This is a genomic window from Bacillus sp. FSL P2-0069, assembly GCF_038593315.1.
Taxonomy (GTDB): Bacteria; Bacillota; Bacilli; order Bacillales; family Bacillaceae; genus Bacillus; species Bacillus safensis.
Genome location: NZ_CP151984.1, coordinates 1,559,118 through 1,577,856, shown reverse-complemented (window position 1 = coordinate 1,577,856; position 18,739 = coordinate 1,559,118). Strand labels below are relative to the sequence as shown.

12 protein-coding genes are annotated in these 18,739 nt (G+C 40.2%); all 12 read right to left on the bottom strand.

Annotated elements, in window-relative coordinates:
* Positions 1-530: 530 nt before the first annotated feature.
* The 12 genes from NSQ34_RS07990 to rseP all read right to left on the bottom strand — a co-directional run bounded on the left by NSQ34_RS07990 (position 531) and on the right by rseP (position 18,738).
* The gene (locus tag NSQ34_RS07990) at positions 531-1,250 is read right to left on the bottom strand and encodes a pentapeptide repeat-containing protein (RefSeq protein WP_176544436.1); all 720 of its coding nucleotides are present in this window, start codon (positions 1,248-1,250) and stop codon (positions 531-533) included.
* 78 nt (positions 1,251-1,328) lie between these two features.
* Complete coding sequence (locus NSQ34_RS07985) at positions 1,329-2,099, bottom strand: ABC transporter permease (protein WP_242026060.1); 771 nt, start codon at positions 2,097-2,099, stop codon at positions 1,329-1,331.
* A gap of 233 nt (positions 2,100-2,332) precedes the next feature.
* Positions 2,333-3,226: an ABC transporter ATP-binding protein gene (locus NSQ34_RS07980; RefSeq protein ID WP_034281828.1), complete on the bottom strand. Its 894-nt coding sequence runs from the start codon at positions 3,224-3,226 to the stop codon at positions 2,333-2,335.
* A gap of 21 nt (positions 3,227-3,247) precedes the next feature.
* A complete protein-coding gene (locus tag NSQ34_RS07975; protein ID WP_098676882.1) occupies positions 3,248-3,541 on the bottom strand; it encodes a transcriptional regulator in 294 nt (97 codons plus the stop codon).
* Positions 3,534-4,127, bottom strand: coding sequence for a hypothetical protein (locus NSQ34_RS07970; RefSeq protein WP_034281824.1), 594 nt, complete (start codon positions 4,125-4,127; stop codon positions 3,534-3,536). Before NSQ34_RS07970 ends, NSQ34_RS07975 begins: the two co-directional genes overlap by 8 nt.
* A 298-nt stretch (positions 4,128-4,425) precedes the next feature.
* Positions 4,426-5,559 carry a cellulase family glycosylhydrolase gene (locus NSQ34_RS07965; RefSeq protein ID WP_024426998.1) on the bottom strand — a complete coding sequence of 378 codons (1,134 nt, stop codon included), beginning with the start codon at positions 5,557-5,559 and terminating at the stop codon, positions 4,426-4,428.
* Positions 5,560-5,583: 24 nt separating this feature from the next.
* Positions 5,584-6,813 carry an endo-1,4-beta-xylanase gene (locus tag NSQ34_RS07960; protein WP_024426997.1) on the bottom strand — a complete coding sequence of 410 codons (1,230 nt, stop codon included), beginning with the start codon at positions 6,811-6,813 and terminating at the stop codon, positions 5,584-5,586.
* An 81-nt stretch (positions 6,814-6,894) separates the two neighbouring features.
* On the bottom strand, positions 6,895-9,000 hold the full coding sequence (locus NSQ34_RS07955) for a glycoside hydrolase family 48 protein (RefSeq protein WP_098676881.1): 2,106 nt from the start codon (positions 8,998-9,000) through the stop codon (positions 6,895-6,897).
* A gap of 32 nt (positions 9,001-9,032) precedes the next feature.
* Positions 9,033-10,883, bottom strand: coding sequence for a glycoside hydrolase family 9 protein (locus tag NSQ34_RS07950; RefSeq protein WP_268456174.1), 1,851 nt, complete (start codon positions 10,881-10,883; stop codon positions 9,033-9,035).
* Between the two features lie 424 nt (positions 10,884-11,307).
* The gene (locus tag NSQ34_RS07945; RefSeq protein WP_268456250.1) at positions 11,308-15,561 is read right to left on the bottom strand and encodes a PolC-type DNA polymerase III; all 4,254 of its coding nucleotides are present in this window, start codon (positions 15,559-15,561) and stop codon (positions 11,308-11,310) included.
* A 133-nt stretch (positions 15,562-15,694) separates the two neighbouring features.
* Positions 15,695-17,392, bottom strand: a complete 1,698-nt coding sequence (locus tag NSQ34_RS07940) for a proline--tRNA ligase (RefSeq protein WP_098676878.1) — start codon at positions 17,390-17,392, stop codon at positions 15,695-15,697.
* A gap of 80 nt (positions 17,393-17,472) precedes the next feature.
* Positions 17,473-18,738 (bottom strand): RIP metalloprotease RseP, encoded by a 1,266-nt coding sequence (gene rseP / locus NSQ34_RS07935; RefSeq protein WP_087975441.1) that lies wholly within the window; start codon positions 18,736-18,738, stop codon positions 17,473-17,475.
* Position 18,739: the final 1 nt, after the last annotated feature.

Here is an 18,739-nt window from a genome sequence, read left to right as displayed (position 1 = left end):
TATTATTTTCCATAGTCATATTAAACCACACTTTTTCAGGGTTATCAACGGACTTTTCAGAAAATATAAAACTTTCACACTTAATCATTGACAAATAAAGACTTATGAACCATCATATGTAATATATCAACTACATATCTATGTTGATAAATTTTAAATAAGGAGGTCTAAAGATGACTAAAATTACAATCCCAACTGCTTTGGCCGCTAAGGTACATGGGGAAGGTCAACATTTATTCGAACCAATGGCTGCGCGCTGCACTTGCACAACAATCATCTCAAGTTCTTCAACTTTCTAATCAACTTTAGTTTTTCGACATATCATTGAAAAGATCGCTCGCCCACCTAGCAAAGAAGACTTAGCTGGGTGGGTGGGCATCTTTTATTTTAAAATAGAAGTTCTCCACATTTATTTTGCTTAACGAAAACCTTGCATTAAACTTTCATATCATGTTATTGGGGCAGCAAGAGATAGTGAATAAAACAAAAATAAAAGGCTATTGAGATTTTTCTCAATAGCCCCTGCTGTATTAAATATCGATTACTTCCACACCCCTTAAATCTGCCCCTTCTCCTTCTAAAATATGATAAGTCATTTTATCCATTGTCACTCCAATAAAGTTTAATTTTTTAATCGTACATGATTTAAAATTAACATTGATTAATTTAGAATTCTCAAAAGAAATGTTTTTAAAATAACAATTTTCAAATAAAACATTGATTAAAGATGATTCATCCATACTAATGTTGGGTAAATGACAGCCATATAAGGATGAATTCGTTATCTCACAATGTTCAAAATGAGATTGAGTCAAATCACTCTTTTCAAAGGTAGTTGAGGAAATTTTAGAATGGCTAATATTAACTTTTCTCAGATAACACCCATTAAAATCTGAATGGCTCATTACTTTTTGTACAATCGATAGTCCTTTAAAATCGCACAACTTATATTTAACATTTATAAATGTTAACCATTCTAAATCAGCATTAACAAATATTTTTTTCACGTGCTCTACGCGGTTATGATCATCAATTACTAATGTATGGTTATCAATGCTTATTTCGCCTGATTTCAGCTTTTCAATAAGCATATCCTGAACCTCTGCATCTTTTAATCCATCATTTTCGAGTTTTAATTTAACATTTCCAAGCAGCTCTAATAATTCTTTTTTCTTTTCTTCATATGTTTTGTCTTTTTTATATGGGCGAAAACAACTTTCAACATACAGTTCTAACTCTTCACTTAACATTGCCTCACTCCTTTTTTTACAGACAGCATACATGCATTGATTTGGCGGCGCATAACATTTAGCTGAAATTTTTAGTGACTAGCCTCTGGCTCTCTTTATATATTTTTTATAGCCAACCAACGAAAGAATAAACCCTAACAGTGTATAGCCTATAAGGACTGCTGTTACTAAGATCAAATTCTCTCCTCCTGGTAGTGTTGATACTGATTGCACTAAGCCTTGATGTGCCCAATACTGCGGGAAGAGCATACCAATTATTTTGAGATAACTAGGTAATTGATCAAATGGAGTCCATAAACCACAAGCAACTGCTGTCCCTAAAGCAATCATGTTTGTCATCACTAAGCCTGTATTCTCAGTTTTAGCAAATGCAGCGATGGCAACTCCCCATGAAGTCACTTGCATTGATAATAGGACAACTACTAAGAAATACGAGCTGTATTGTGTTATTTCAATACCATATAAATAAACCCCTAAAATGGTTAACAACAAAACTTGAAATAAGATAATGATAAAAAACGGAACGCACTTTCCAAGAAAAAAATGATGCGGCTGTAAAGGAGTACTTGCCAGCCTTGACACAATTCCTTTTTCACGATCTTTTACAAAACTAATGACAATTGAAATAATGACAAATGTGGAGAAAAACACGCTCATCCCTGTCACTGATTGAGAAGCAACCAATGTTTTTTGTGCTTGAGAACTACCTGATGTAAATAATTCTATTAAAAGAATAATTGAAGCAACTGGTAATAAAATGGTCCAGAACAACAATGATCGATCTTTCACCTGTTTTATAGATTCGATGCGGACTAGTGGCCACATAAAAATCACTCCCGTTATATTCATTTGATTCCCTTCTATACAACTCTTAAATAATCACATTTTTTATTTATTTTACCATTTGCGGATGTGGCGAATTAGAATTAGTCAAATAATGTTGACTAATTACTTATGATTTTAAATCTACGGTACACACAAATTAATTCTGTTCGTTAGATTTATGCTCTTTCTACATCAGTCACTCTTTTAAGTTATTTTCATTGAAATACGAGAGTGGTTTTCATTCATAAAGGGCATTTTTATTGTAATTGATCACGTAAATCTGTTCCTGTTAATTGAAAAAAGACATCTTCAAGTCTCGGTCTGTACAAAGATAATTGTTGGGGAACCAATGATTCCTTCTTACTCAGTTTAGCCAAATCTTCTAAAGTATCTAATGGTTTTGTAGTTTTAACTAACACTCCACCTTGATAAGTTACAAAATCATACCCGAGATTAGTTAATGTTTTATTAGGAATCTTAGATTCAAAAAAGACTGATGTTTCTGCGTAACGATTCAAAAGCTCATCTATTTTGCCTTCTTCAACAATGTTCCCTTTATCAATGAAAGCCACATAATCACATAAACTCTCTATTTCCTCCATATAATGACTAACATAGATAATAGTTCTTCCCTCTTCCTTCAATTTGTTAATGATGTCGAAAATATAACGTCTTGATTGAGGATCTACCCCCACTGTCGGTTCATCTAAAAGAATTAACTTAGGAGCATGCATTAAAGCGCAGCCAATATTCAAACGGCGTTTCATTCCTCCTGAAAAGCTTTCAACGATATCATTTGCTCTTTCCCACAATCCTACATCTTTTAGTGTCTTTTCTACTCTTTCATCTAATGTTTTCCCTTTTAAACCATAAATTTGTCCAAAAAACTCCATATTTACTTTAGCTGTTAATTTTTCCTCTAAGCTGATGTCTTGCGGTATGTAGCCGAGCGCACTTTTAGATTCACCAACATGCTCAACTTTGCCTTCATATGATTTAATGATGTGAGAGATAATTTTCATCAAGGTTGATTTACCAGACCCATTTGGACCTATTAATCCATAACAAACTCCTTCTGGAATCGTTAATGTAACACTTCTTAACGCTTGGGAAGTTCCATATTTTTTACTGACGTTTTCTATTTGCAACATTCGGCACCCTTTCCTTTCATCTCATTTATTTTTTAAAATGGCTTCAATAACACTCAAATATTCTTTGTAGGCTTGCTCTCCCAAATCTGTTATACTAACGATTGTTTTTGGTTTTTTATCCACAAAGGTCTTTGTAATTAGCACATAGCCTGCTTCCTCTAATTTTTTTAAATGCGAGCCCAAATTACCATCTGTTACAGATAAAGAACTTTTTAAGAAGCTAAAATCACATTTTTCATAAATCATTAATAAACTCATAATCCCTAACCGAACTTTTGGATGGATTAAATCATTTAAACTATTGACATTACTCATTTCCTTGTCCTTTTCTTTTTAAAATCACACCAGTTAATAACAAACTTCCTCCACCTATAAAAGCGAAGATAATGTTCATTAAACTAGGAAATAATAAAAATGTAGTTACACCTAAAACACTTAGCCAGAACCCCATAATAAAGATCTCTTTAGCCAGAACAATACCTAAGAGTAAATACATGATGGAAACCAATAAAACAACATAGAAGGGTAAATTATTTAATGTATATGGTAATAAACCAACACATATTAAAAAAATAAAGATACCTAAAATGATTCCAATACCAAGCCATGTGTATTGCAATTGAGTTCTTAAAAACAAGGGCATCGGTATCATTTTCTTTTGTTTAAAATAAGTAGTTAAAGTGATAACCCAGCCAGCAATGCCTAAAATAAGCCAAAAGACAGCTGCAGTTATAGAATGAGCAAAAAGTAAAGGTATTGAATATCCCATTATCCAAATAAGGCCCCAAATGATAAAATAAATACTGGTTTGTTTACAATACTCTGTTTTATAGTTTGTAATCGTCTTGATATGAGATAAATTCTCTAATATTTCTGAATTATTAAATTTTTCATTAGACATAAATAAACTCCTCTTCCACAAAGAACTCTGTACTACAGAGTATAGAATTAAATTTCCATTTAGTCAAGTTATTGGAAATACCTTTTTATGAATTAAAATAAATATAACCACCCCCTTCCTTTCAACGAAATCTCATAAATACCTTCTGCTTCTTGATCGTTTCTGGAACTTGGTCTCATAACCGCTTCATATTTCAAGAAATTTAAATATAGAAAAAGTGATAAATATTCTGTCTGAAAAGTAAGAATTACTAATTGGAGTGAGCTATATAAACAGTTCCTTATTCAGCAGGCATTCGTCATCGGTTCTTTTCATTCATTCTTTTCGCATGTTCACTGATAAGTGCTGCCTCCCTGCTTCCTTTTATAATGCGGAAACCGTCATAATCCGGATAGAGCGAGTCATCGTCCTGAATGCTTGTTAAAATCCAAAATTGACTGCCAGCCCCTCCGAGCCGCTCTACCGCTGACAGCCAGCTCTGATATACGTCAGGACGAGCTGATTGATTTTGATAGCCAAACTCTTCTAGCACAACTGGCTTTCCGATTGACTTCCCGCGGGTGATATGGTCTTCGATCCATTTCACTCCCCAGGCAGCAGACTTGCTCCAGTGATCTGGGTACAGATGATAGGTTCCATAATCGATATTAGGAAGAGATGTTAAACGGTCCCAATCGACGCCTTCTCCTCCTCCGTAAAACCAATCTTCATGTCCTGGTATGCGAAAGAATCCTTCATCTCCTACTGCAACAAGATGGTGACGATCCAGCGATTTGATCCATGTACTCATTTCATCTGCCCATTTGACTAGTACATTTCCCGTTGGATCTGACTGCATCCGCGGCTCGTTGGCTAATTCCCAAGTCATAATAGCTGGATCGTCTTTATATTGAACACCTGTATACGTATTGGTTCTTTCTAATACATAGCGCACATAATTTTTGTAAGCTTTTTGAATACGAGGATCTGTATAGAAGGCATCATGCGATCCTGCCCCGAACCACTTCACATATTGATTCATACCGCCAAAGTCATCCCAATTGTTCACTAGTGGGATCACAAGCTTTATTCCTTCCTGTCCTGCTTTATAAATCGCATAATCTAGTTTTTGAAAACCAGATTCTTCATAGACGCCTGGACTAGATTGTAAGACTGAGTTTTCTTGAGGAGCCCCGTCGTGAAAGCCCCAAATCCGTATGACCTTTAAATTCATTGCTTTCATATCATCGAACACAGCATCTACCATTTTTTTAGATTTGTAATGGAAATAGTAATTATTTGTGCCGGCGAAGTAAAATGGTTGATTGTTCAGCGTAAATTGTGTACCAGACGTCTGCACATAAGCAGCGGCCTTCATCGTAAGCGAAAACCAGCCAGACCATATAGCGGCTATAAGTATGAAGCAAGACACTCTTTGAGCCCACTTTTTCATTTACATTCTCCTCACAATCTATCTCTATCCTTCTTGAGGCAGGATTACGTCTAGTTGAAACGGTGTTTGTTCATTTGAATCAAGTTCAATCGTCTGCTGTTTGAGCATTTTATTTTCTTTACCGATTCGAATCTCATATGTTCCGTGAAATGCTGGACATTTCACATGGCCATTAGCATCGGTTTTTTCAACTCTTTGGGTCGTCCACTCATTTAGAAGCTTTTCATAACGTCGTCCTGCTTCATTTAAAGACCAATCATAATTCACGATGGCTGCATGTTCACCTCTCCAATGGGCACCTGCCCAAAATCCCCACATCAGCACTCCTTTTACGGCTGGATGACTAAATGCGACGCGATATAAAGCTTCCAGGTTATCCGCTCTTCTATTAGGGTCAGGGTGAACAGAGTCGTACTCTGTGACCCATATTGGAAGACCAAGCTCAGCCAGCACATCGAGCCTCTCTTTGACAATGACTGGATCGACCCGTTCTTCAAAATGGCCTTGAACCCCAATCGCCTCAATAGGTGCGCCTAACTGACGCAGTTCATTGATATGCGCTTTATAGGCATGGTGTTCACCATAAGAGATCACATTATAATCATTCACAAACAATAGTGCTTGAGGGTCAATTTTTTTCGTTTCTTCATACATCCACTTCCAAATATTTTTCCCAAAGCGATCTTTAAAAAATGAACCATGCATCATTTCATTGTTTACATCCCAATGCCGGAACCTTCCCTTAAAGTGATTTCCCGCATGCTCAAGCCGGTTTTTCATGGCTTCATATACTTCGTGATTCGGCAGTGACCTTAGCCAGCTTGGATTCGCATCCTCTACCTCCCAAAATAAAGCGTGCCCCCTCACTGGAAGCTGATGTCGATCTGCAAAATTCAACATCGCATCTGCTTTTTCGTAGGTGATTTTCCCTCTTTCTGGCTCATTCGCATACCATTTTGCTTCATTTTCAAAAACAGCCCAATTAAAATGCTTCACGAAAAAATCAGCATATTGTTGATTAAATAACACTTGATCATTCATCGCTGAACCAAAGGCGAATTCATGTCTGATTTGCTTTATTTCAACCTCTATTCCTGCTATTGGCTTTTTTTCGCCGTTTGTCACGTTGATCACAAGATCTCTTTGTCTATGCTCTAAGATTCGATCATCCGCCTCTTTTTTCCACATCAGATTTTCCTGCCCATTTTCGCCTCTATTGAATGAATGATGAAGAAAGCTTCTTTCTTTGACCATGTGAAATCACCCTTATGTTCATTGGATTGATATTACCTATTCAAACTGCCGGCCAGAAGCCGGCAGCTTGATTTTAACCTCTTAGTTGATCAGACGATGGTATTCAGCATAGGCAGTGGCCATATCCACTTGAGACCAGAAGCGGTGATAAGTGAAAACTGGTGCGCCATTCTCCCATTTGCCTGTAGCTTCATTAAATGAAGACTGATATTTACTTTCGAGTGAAGACCATGCTGGATCTTGTTTAATCTTCGGACGAAGATCAGCAAAACTCGTATAGACCCCATTCCCTCCTCGCTGCGGGTCAGAAGGAATGGTGCTGGCTCCAGGAATCTGATTTCCTTGACCAAATGTCCCGTTCCATCCATTTGGGAAATACACTTCTTTTCTAAAGAAACGGTCATAGTCTTCTCTATCTTCCTCTGTCACTATGCCGACGCCATCATTGTAATTCCATGCAACCTCTAGGAGCTGCGCGGCTGCATCTTTCGCTCTTGCACCAAGCGCTGTATAATCACCTGTTTCCTGCTTTGTGGCTGCAGCAAAAAATATCAAAGCTTTGGCTAGACTTCCTAATACGCCCGTATCCTGAGTCGGATCTTTAGTTACAGCTGTTAAATTTGGATTTCCTGTTGCAGACTGGAACCCATTCCAAGTATCAGGCTGTCCGCTCCAAGCAATATTTCCAGGAAGCCAAAACTCTCCAGCCGCACTTGTTGTAGCAACCGAAACATTCGTTCCTCCTAGAATTCTTTGTCCTTGCTCATCTAAGAAATAACCCTCTTCATCTGACACAGGACGGCTGCCGATAAAAATGTAATCTAAGGCATAGCTGACCCATTTTGTTATGACAGATTTGGCCATTTGGACATTTTCAGATGTCTTGTCGCCATCTTTTACAAAAATATAATAAAGCTCTGCTACGCGCTCCATTGGCCACGCCTGCATTCCAAACCAGTTATTTGAAGGCGGGTCAAGGTAAACAGGTGCATCTTCATATGCCATATCATAAAAAGTACTTCTTCCTGCTGGATAAGCGCTATAGTCTCCATTCCAGCTATTGGTTGCGCCTCCTGCTATGGCTCCTTCTTTCGATTGAAGCCATACGTAAAATTCAAGCTGTCTCTTTAAAGTTTTTTCCCAATCGCTTGCCCCTGTTGCTGAAGATGGCTTTAAGCCTCCTTTATCTGAGGATAAAGCATAAGCAGCGACAGGATTTTGATATCCTTGATGACAATGGCTCGCTCCGATACGCCATGACCAGTTTGCATACTCCCCAAGTCCTCCGCCCCAAGAGGTATACCATGCCATTAAGTAATGACAGGCACCCTTTCCGTTTCCAGGATACGGATTCCCCTGCTTCCCGCTTCCAATCGTTTGAAAATATTTATCGTACATGCCGTAACGGAGGAAATCCCCCATTTTTTTCGCTTTATCAAGATAAGCTGACCGATTATAGCCGAGCTCCTTTGCCCAATACATCGCTTGTATCGCGCGCGCATCAGCATCCGTCGCATTCGTATAGCGCCACTGGGCAGCTGGAGCTTGATTTTCTTTTGTGAACAAGCTCATAAAGCCTTCATTCGGCTTACCAAAAGATTTATCGTCCTGTGATGGATGAGGGATGGACTCCCACACAGATTCTTGCGGACCACGCTGGAATGTGTTCACATAGGCGGCTGTATGTGATGGGTTGAGCAAGTTGCCATAGCCATACCAGTTATCTACGTCAAGGAGCCAGTGCATTAAATACGTTTCATTCGTCCCATAGGTTGATTTTAATTCACTATCAATTGGATCTTGACCAGCAGGACGAGCACCGGTCAGCTGGCTTGGGTATTGATCCGGAAATGGTTTCTCTGCTGCGTATGTGGCTGGGCTGGACGGATTATAAGCGTTCATATGCGGCTGCTCATCATTTCCATCTTCATTGACTGGGATGATGTACTTCTCCATATTGTCCCAAGCTGCCTCTAATTTGCTCCAGTCCCCTGTGTAATGTCCGTACAGCACCTCAAGCCACAGCCAATAGCTATATGCTTCTGAAGTTGTCATATGCCCGTAATCAGGTGCTTCGCAAATGAGTGTCTCGATTGAATGATACGGAATTCCTTCTGTTGAAAAATATCCATTCGCATCGCTTTTAATTTGATGATAAAGCGTTAAAAACCGTTCTTTGTTTGACAAGTCCTTCACCCTTTCAATAAAATCGTTGATTTTTATTTGTCTGGAAGTGTGCCAAATACTAAAACACCATCGTCAAAGACGGGAATCTTTGTTGTTTTTTGCATATTGGATGTTAATCCTTGATAGGAATAATCATTTGAGGCATCCCATATATTCGACCCATTTGAAGCAGATAATCGAAATTGTATTTCCTTCTTATGCTCAGATTCTCCTCTAGGAGAAATAGCTACGCCCGTAAAATCGATTTCTGCAAAATAGACGCGGCTTGATGCGTCATATACCTTTAAAGGTGATAAGGAAGCGCCTTCATTGTAGGCTGCTGTCACTTGAATATCCTTTTCAGTGAACCCCTTTGCAAAGACCTCACTCAGATTAACGTAATATTTAAAGGACAGTGTTTGACTGCTTCTTGCCGGCCAGCCTGACCTGTTGTATAGCACTGCTTTCACTTGAGTAGATGTTGTATCGTTATGCATCACAGCTGCTTCTACAAAAAACTCATCCTCCACTAGTTCTTTAGGCGGGAAATTGGGCAGCTTTGATTGCCCTTGACCAAACAGCTGCACCATTTTGGCGATATTTCCAGTAAAGGCGGCATTATAATCAGTCGCCACTTCGTTTGATACATAATCCGAGATATCATCGTCATATTGATCCTGTGCATTAGGGCCCCCAACAAGTGCTCCATAAAGTGTGTGCCGATGAACTGGAGGATTTGTCAGCTGGTTCGACCATGAGCCATGTGCAGTACGGTGGTGCGGGTGCTTCGGCGGATTCTGGCCAAAACCAACGACATAACTTCTATTCAGCGGATTATCACCTAACATATAGTGAGTTTGCTTAATCGCAAACGATTGGTATCGATTTTTCTTTTCTTGATCAGATACCCAATCAGCATAGACAAAGGCTAAAAATGCTGCATTGGCGGCATAACGAAGTGAACCCCATTGATCAAGCCATGCCAAACCGCCAGGCGTATAAGTGATTCTTTCTACTTTTCCATTTTGAACAAGACCTGTAGTCCAGTAATCAAGATTGCGCTCTGTCGATTCTATAAATCTGTTTTCTTTCGTGATTCTTGCTAGTAAGATTTGTGAAGCAAAAAAAGTATTGTCCCATGACATGGTAAACGTATAATCCCAATCCTTCGGCCATTCCTCTACCGCTTTTAATGCTTTGTTTAAATAGGTTTCTTCATTTGTCGCCAAGTACAGCCAGATTCCGCCCCAAATAAGTTCGTCAACATAGCCGCTCCAGGAGTTGTAAAATGGCTGCGCATTGGTGACACAATCTGTATATTTGCCGCGATACCTGTCAGCAAATGCATATAGCTGTTTGGCGTGCGTCAAAAGCTTTGCTGCATAGGACGCATCTGTTTCTTTAAAAATGATAGAACCTGCTGCTAAAGCCGCCGCAGTTTGTGCAGCTACTTCTGTGCCAGGGCAATGTTCATCAATTTTAAAAGCTGGCCGGTTCATCGGCATCACTTCTGCTGGACCCCACCAAGCATGATCGGCGTTTCCATCACCTACTTGCGCCCAAAATTCATTCGGTCCTGTATGTGCTTTCAAAAAATAATCCGTTGCCCACTTGATTTGATCTAAGATCTCATCAAGCAATTCTGCTTCTTCATAAGCTTCCCGGTATTCATATACTGTCCATGCAAGCACGGCTGCTGAATAAGCCATCGGAAGTCCAAATTTCACATGATCTCCTGCATCATACCAGCCGCCAGTTAAGTCATGCCCAACATCCTTCCCGTCCTCTAGTCCAGAATCTCCCCGCCAGTTAAGACGATTACTTTCCGGAAGCCGGCCTGACCGCTGCGCTTCATAAAACAGCATGGATTTTTGGAGAACCTCTACATAGTTGTAAGATGCCATTTCTCTATTGCTCACCCCTTCTTTTTAGTGAAACATTGATCAATAGATGCGACCGCCTCCTTTCTATCCTTCATTTCGTGATCTGTACAGTTTTGAAAAGAATCAAATATGTTTCAAAAATAAGCATAGTAAACAGCAATCAGCTTTACGCTCATCGAAGGTTTTCTCTTGATTCTCCTTCTGACTGTACCCAGAATGATCATATGTCGCTTGAGAACATTTCAGACGGCGAAATTCTCTTTTGAGCTCTATTTGGGTAGAAAGAATGACATACAATCTCTTCTCTTAAAACATCACGCTAAATCAAGATATATGAATGAATAAGAAAATAATTCCAATTGATGAGAAATCTTTATTAGTTAACATAATAAAATTATTGTATATAGAGAAAAGAACGCCCTTTTAGGGCGCTCTTATTTATACATTAAAATAAAGAAAGCTGGTTTTGATCAGGAAGTGCTTCTAAACAGCCTTGACGATCTAAATATTCAAGGATGGTCTTCGACACTTTTCCGCGTTTTTGTAAATCTTCTTTTGAGAGGAATTCCCCATCTTGCCGCGCGCGGACAATATTTAACGCAACGTTTGTACCAAGTCCAGGGATTGAGTTGAATGGCGGTATTAAACCGTCTCCATCAATGATAAACTCCGTTGCACTTGAGCGGTAGAGGTCAACTTTTTTGAAGTGGTAGCCTCTTTCACACATTTCAAGTGCAAGCTCTAGTACAGTTAATAGGTTCTTTTCTTTCGGTGATGCATCTAGACCTTTAGAATTAATGTCATCCATAACAGCTCGTATCGCATTCGATCCTTTTGTCATCGTTTCAATATCAAAGTCATCCGCACGAACGGTAAAGTAAGCTGCATAGTACAGGAGTGCATGATGCACCTTGAAATAAGCAATCCGAACAGCCATTAACACATAAGCAGCCGCGTGGGCTTTAGGGAACATGTATTTGATTTTTTTACAAGAATCAATATACCAGTTTGGTACATTATTATTCTTCATTTCTTCTTCCCATTCAGGAGGAAGTCCTTTTCCTTTACGAACAGATTCCATGATTTTAAAGGCAAGTGACGGCTCTAAGCCTTGATAGATGAGATAGACCATAATATCATCACGGCACCCAATTACTTCACTTAGTTCACACGTTTTATTGTGAATGAGCTCTTGCGCATTTCCGAGCCAAACATCCGTACCGTGTGATAGTCCAGAAATCTGAACAAGCTCTGAGAAGGTCGTTGGTTTTGTATCCTCTAGCATTTGCCGAACAAATCTTGTCCCAAATTCTGGGATACCGAGTGTACCTGTTTTACAGCCAATTTGCTCTTCTGTTACACCTAGTGGCTCTGTCCCTTGGAAAATCTTCATGACTTCAGGGTCATCTGTTGGAATCGTTTTTGGATCGATTCCGCTTAAATCTTGAAGCATACGAATGACCGTTGGATCATCGTGCCCAAGAATATCCAGCTTGAGCAAGTTATCGTGGATCGAATGGAAATCAAAATGTGTCGTCTTCCAATCGGAACCTGTCGCATCTGCTGGGTATTGAATAGGTGAGAAATCGTAAATGTCCATATAATCAGGCACAACGATAATCCCGCCTGGATGCTGGCCTGTTGTTCGTTTTACCCCTGTACAGCCTTGGACAAGCCGGTCGATTTCAGCGCCTCTCATATGAAGGTTATGATCTCCTGCATAGCCTTTTACGTAACCATATGCTGTTTTTTCTGCAACGGTACCAATCGTACCTGCTCTGTATACATAATCTTCACCGAACAGCTCTTTCGTATAGTTATGTGCGATCGGCTGATATTCGCCTGAGAAGTTTAAGTCAATATCAGGTACTTTGTCTCCTTTAAAACCTAAGAACGTTTCAAACGGAATATCATGTCCATCTTTTTTATACGGCGTTCCACATTCTGGACAGTCCTTATCAGGAAGGTCAAAGCCTGAACCAACAGATCCGTCATTAAAGAACTCAGAGTGCTTACAGCTTGGGCATACATAATGAGGTGCAAGTGGATTCACTTCAGTAATCTCTGTTAATGTCGCAACAAGAGATGAGCCGACAGATCCCCTTGAACCAACGAGATATCCATCATCAAGTGATTTTTTTACGAGCTTATGAGAGATTAAGTAAATAACAGCGAAGCCATGACCGATAATACTTTTTAATTCTTTCTCAATGCGGTCTTCTACGATTTTCGGCAAATCATCTCCGTAGATGCTGCGCGCCATTTGATAGCTCATTTCCCGTATTTCTTCATCTGCACCTTCAATTTTTGGTGTGTAAAGATCATCTTTAATAGGTTTAATGCTTTCGACCATCTCAGATACTTTTTGCGTATTTGTTACGACGATCTCTTTCGCTTTTTCGTCTCCTAGGAAGGAGAAGGCTTCGAGCATTTCATCTGTCGTTCTAAAATGAACTTTTGGCAGTTCATGGCGGTTCAGCGGATTCGCTCCACCCTGTGATGAAATTAAGATTTTACGATAAATTTTGTCCTCTGGATGCAGGTAATGTACATTTCCAGTCGCCACAACTGGTTTATTCAGCTTTTCGCCAAGCTTGACAATGTTTGTGATGATTTCTTTTAACGCACGTTCATCTCGAACAAGCTCAAGTTGCAGCAGGTGCTGATACACTTCTGGCGGATGTACTTCTAAATAGTCATAAAATGCTGCAATGTCTTCCACCTCATCAGGGGACTTTTGCATCATTCCTTCAAATACCTCACCCTTATCACAAGCAGACCCAACAATTAAACCTTCTCGATATTTCTCAAGCTGAGAGCGCGGAATACGCGGGACCCGGTAGAAATAATGAATATGAGAAAGTGAAACAAGCTTAAATAAATTCTTAAGACCTGTCTCATTTTGAGCAATCAAAGTCGCATGGTAAGGACGTGAGCGCTGGTAAGCATTCGACTGCCCCATGTTTTCATTCAATTGATCGTGATAGGCAATCTCTTTTTCAGCCGCATCTTTTAGCATCTTCAGCATGAGATAGCCTGTCGCCTCTGCATCATAAATCGCCCGGTGATGCTGCGTCAGTTCAATATCGAACTTTTTACAAAGGGTGTTCAGCCGGTGATTTTTAAATTCAGGGTAAAGGAACCGGCCAAGTTCAAGTGTATCAATGACAGGGTTTGACGCTTTATCTGTTTTTAACAGGCGTTTATACGCTGCATTTAAAAAGCCCATATCAAAGCTCGCATTGTGCGCAACAAGGATATCTTGTCCAATCCATTCTTTGAAATCCCGTACGACGTCGACGACATCTGGTGCATCTCTCACCATATCATCGGTGATACCTGTTAATTCGATGGTGGTCGCTGATAACGGGTGATGGGGATTTGCAAATGCCTCAAAGCGGTCAATAATTTCCCCGCCTTTTATTTTCACTGCTGCAAGCTCAATGATCGTGTCATAAACAGCTGAAAGTCCAGTTGTCTCTACGTCGAATACGACATACGTCGCATCCTCTAACAAGCGGTGCTCTGGGTTATATGCAATCGGTACCCCGTCGTCTACTAAGTTGATTTCCACACCGTACATCATTTTGATGCCATGTTTTTTACTTGCTGCATACGCATCTGGGAAGGATTGTACAACGGCATGATCTGTCAGGGCAATTGCTTCATGTCCCCATTTTTTTGCTTGTTCAACAAGTCTGCCAATGCCAGTGACAGCATCCATTTGGCTCATAGGGGAATGTAAATGAAGCTCCACACGCTTTTCACCCTCAGGTGCTGTATCTTCTTTCAGCTGCGGTTTCATTTCATTGACATCATTAGCGATCATGACAAGATCTCTGACAAACGTATCATTTTGAATGCTTCCTCTTGCTTTCACCCACATGCCTTTTTTCAATGATTTCATCAGCTGAGCATCTTCTTTTTCTCTTGCAAACATTTTGATCAAAATACTGTTTGTATAATCTGTGATCTTAAAGATACAAAGCGTTCTCCCGCTTTTCAGCTCACGCGTTTCTGCATCGAATACGTAGCCTTGAACGGTAATTCTTCTTTCCTCGTCCATGATACTATCAAGCGTACGAATTTCTTCATTGTCTTTGATTTGATAGCCAATCATCAGAGGGCCTGACGGAGCTTCATTCTGCTCCTCACTTTCTTTCTTCTCCATCTCAGTGAGGGCTTGCATGGCTCTTTCTTGATCTTCAGCAAGCTTTTGTTCTCTGAACTTCTGAATCTCTTGATCTGATACAAAAATTTCTGTATCGAATTGCAGCTCTGGAAAGCCCACTTGTTTAAATGCGGCCTGGAGCATCGTGCTGTACTTCTTCTTAATAGCGAGTGCCTCTGTTTCGCTTTTCGTTTTAATGATGATTTTATGTCCAGACAGCGATGGTTTTTGCTGCTGAAGCAAGCTGATGATTGGGGGAGAAATTCCTTGAAGTTCTTCCACACAATGTGACCAGTACGATTGCACGAGTTCTTCAGATATGTGCGGATCACTCACTTCAATCGTACAAGTGATTTGTGCAATATGTGAAAATGCATTTGTCAGCCTGCTGAGAAACATGGCGTATACTTTGTAAGGCAAAAGCGCCTTAAATTTAAAAAGGAAATGCCAAGTTTTCGTCGCCTTATGCACCGTCAATTTGACGATTTCTCCTTCTTCAAAGTAACGACTGAGGTCATCATCTGTCATTTGAATCTGATTGAGTAATATATGAAATTGCCGCCGTGTGATCGGTAATTGTTCATCCAAGACAGGACCCTCCTTTTGTCAATCAGAAAGGTACCTCTTTTCTACAGGAGGTACCTTCATTTTTTTGTTCGTTTTATGCTTGGCGTATAAATGAAATCAGATCATCAACAGATACTTCATGTGATTCACCTGATTTTCTAAACTTCACTTCTACTATACCTTCTTCTGAACGTTTTCCGCAGCTAATACGAATTGGCAGTCCAATTAAATCACTGTCTGCAAATTTTACTCCTGCACGCTCCTGGCGGTCATCGAAAAGTACGTCGAAATCTTCATCTTCTAATCGCTCGTACAACTTTTCAGCCAGTTCTTTCTGCGCATCGTTTTTCATATTTAATGCAAGGAGGTGAAGGTCATATGGTGCCACTGTTTCCGGCCAAATGATTCCTTTCTCATCGTGATGCTGTTCAACAATCGCTGACAGTGTTCTAGAGATGCCGATGCCATAGCAGCCCATAATCATTGGCTGCGCACGACCATTCTCATCGAGGTACGTTGCATCCATCGACTCAGAATAACGAGTGCCTAGTTTAAAGACTTGTCCTACTTCAATCCCTTTTGCAAACTGGATTGTGCCTTCCCCATCTGGAGAAACATCTCCTTCTTGAATCAAGCGAAGATCTGTGAATTCTTTTACTGACACGTCACGTGCAGGATTGACATTGACATAATGATAATCCGCTTCGTTTGCACCAGCGACTGCATTTGTCATTCCCTTCACAGCAAGGTCCGCATAAATATCGACTTCTGCTTCCAGTTTAACAGGTCCAACAAATCCAGGCTCAGTTCCAATGACTTCCAGCACTTCTTCGCGTGAAGCAAGCTCGACAAGCTGTGCTCCTACCAAGTTTTTCACTTTCACATCATTTACTTCATGATCGCCTCTAGTAAGGATCAGAACATACGCATCATCTGCTTTAAACAAAACAGATTTAATGCAAGCAGCAGGGTCAACTTCTAAAAATTCAGCCACATCTTGAATGGTTTTCACTTGCGGTGTGTGGACTTTTTCAAGTTCTTTGAAGTCCGCAGGATTTGCTTCTTCTCCGTGATATACAGCCTCAGCCATTTCAATGTTTGCAGCATATGAGGAAGTATCAGAATAAGCGATGGTATCCTCTCCGACTTCTGAAAGCGCCATGAACTCATGCGTATCTTTTCCTCCCATTGCCCCAGAATCTGCAATGACTGGTCTAAAATTGAGACCCACTTTTGAGAACACATTAGAGTAAGCCGTAAACATTTTGTTGTATGTCTCATCAAGGCTTTCTGGTGAAGAATGGAATGAGTATGCATCCTTCATGATAAATTCACGTCCGCGCAGCAGTCCAAAGCGTGGTCTCTGTTCATCACGGAATTTTGATTGAATTTGATATAAAGTTAAAGGAAGCTTCTTATACGATTTCACTTCGCTGCGTACTAGTGATGTGATCACTTCTTCGTGGGTTGGGCCAAGCGCAAATTCGCGGCCATGGCGATCCTTCATACGCATCAGTTCTGGACCGTATGTATACCATCTTCCTGACTCTTGCCACATTTCTGCCTGCTGCAGCACTGGCATTAACAGCTCAGCTGCGCCTGCCTTTTCCATTTCCTTGCGGACGATCGATTGAATATGCTGAATGACTTTATGCGCAAGCGGCAGATAATGATAGATTCCACTTGTATTTTGTCTAATAAACCCAGCTCTTACTAAGAGTTGATGACTTTTTGCCTCAGCATCTGCCGGCACCTCTCGAAGAGTTGGAATGAAAGTCAGGGATTGTCTCATGTCGTTACACCTCATTTATGAAATAGGACTTCTCACAAAAACTCTTGTTTCCCGGAATGAGAAACAAGAGAGAATGGTTTTTATAAAAATAACCGCTGAATGTCATTCCACGTTACCACTAACATTAACAGCATGAGGAAAGCAACACCGATAAAGACAACAAGTGCTTCCTTCTCACGATTAATTGGTTTACCGCGAATGGCTTCAACAAATAAGAATAGTAAACGTCCTCCGTCTAATGCAGGAATCGGTAACAAATTCACGATGCCTAGGTTGATACTGAGGAACGCCGCAAACTGCATTAATGTTAAAACACCTTGTTTGGCTACTTCTCCTGTCATGTCATAAATTCCAACAGGACCTGCTAACATGTCTAGTGAAAATTGTCCTGTGACAATTTTTTGCAAATTCGTTAAGATCAGACCTGCCGTTGAAATGACAGTTGTTCCAGAAGATGAAATAACTTTCAAAAATCCATTTTCCGTTGGCGGATATGATCCGAAACGGCCAATGCTTTTCCCATCTGCTTTTACAGCTTCTGGTACAACCTGCACAGTGCTTTCTTTGCCGTCTCGGTCAATGACGACATTCATTTTTTTTTCAGGGTTCTTTTGAACTGTTTGAACGACGTCTGTCCAAGAATTCATTTTCTCGCCGTTAATGGACACGATGTGATCTCCCTGCATGAGTCCAGCCTCAGCCGCTCGGCCGTCTTTCGTCAGCTTACCGAGTACAGGATCATCAACGGTAACCCCTTGAATAAAACCTAAAGCAACCAAAATCACATACGCCAGGATAAAGTTCATAATCGGTCCAGCTGCGATGGCTTTAATTCGCTGCCAAACTGTTTTTGAACCAAATTGACGATTGTATGGTGCGATTTGAATTTCTTCACCATCTGCAATATAGAAGCTTGTTTGACTGACATTGTAGCCAGTCAGAATATCTTCATTTCCAGCTTCATATCCCGAGATTCTCATAGCATGATCTAAATCAATCTGCTCAACTTCGATGACAAGTGCATCAGGATATTTTTCTTTATCATTTAAAATGATCTTTTCTACTTCATTTTGCTCATTGAATAAGAGCCCCACTGTATGACCTGGTTTAATTTCGATAACTTCAGGGTCCTCTCCAGCCATTTTAACAAATCCGCCAATAGGGAGAAGTCTAATGGTATAAACGGTTTCTTTTCGTTTAAAGGAGAAAATCTTCGGCCCAAAACCAATTGCGAACTCGCGGCATAAAATCCCCGCGCGCTGCGCCATAATTAAATGGCCAAGCTCGTGGAAAAAAACGAGCGTTCCAAAAATAATAATAAACGCAATCACTGTATTCACGAACATA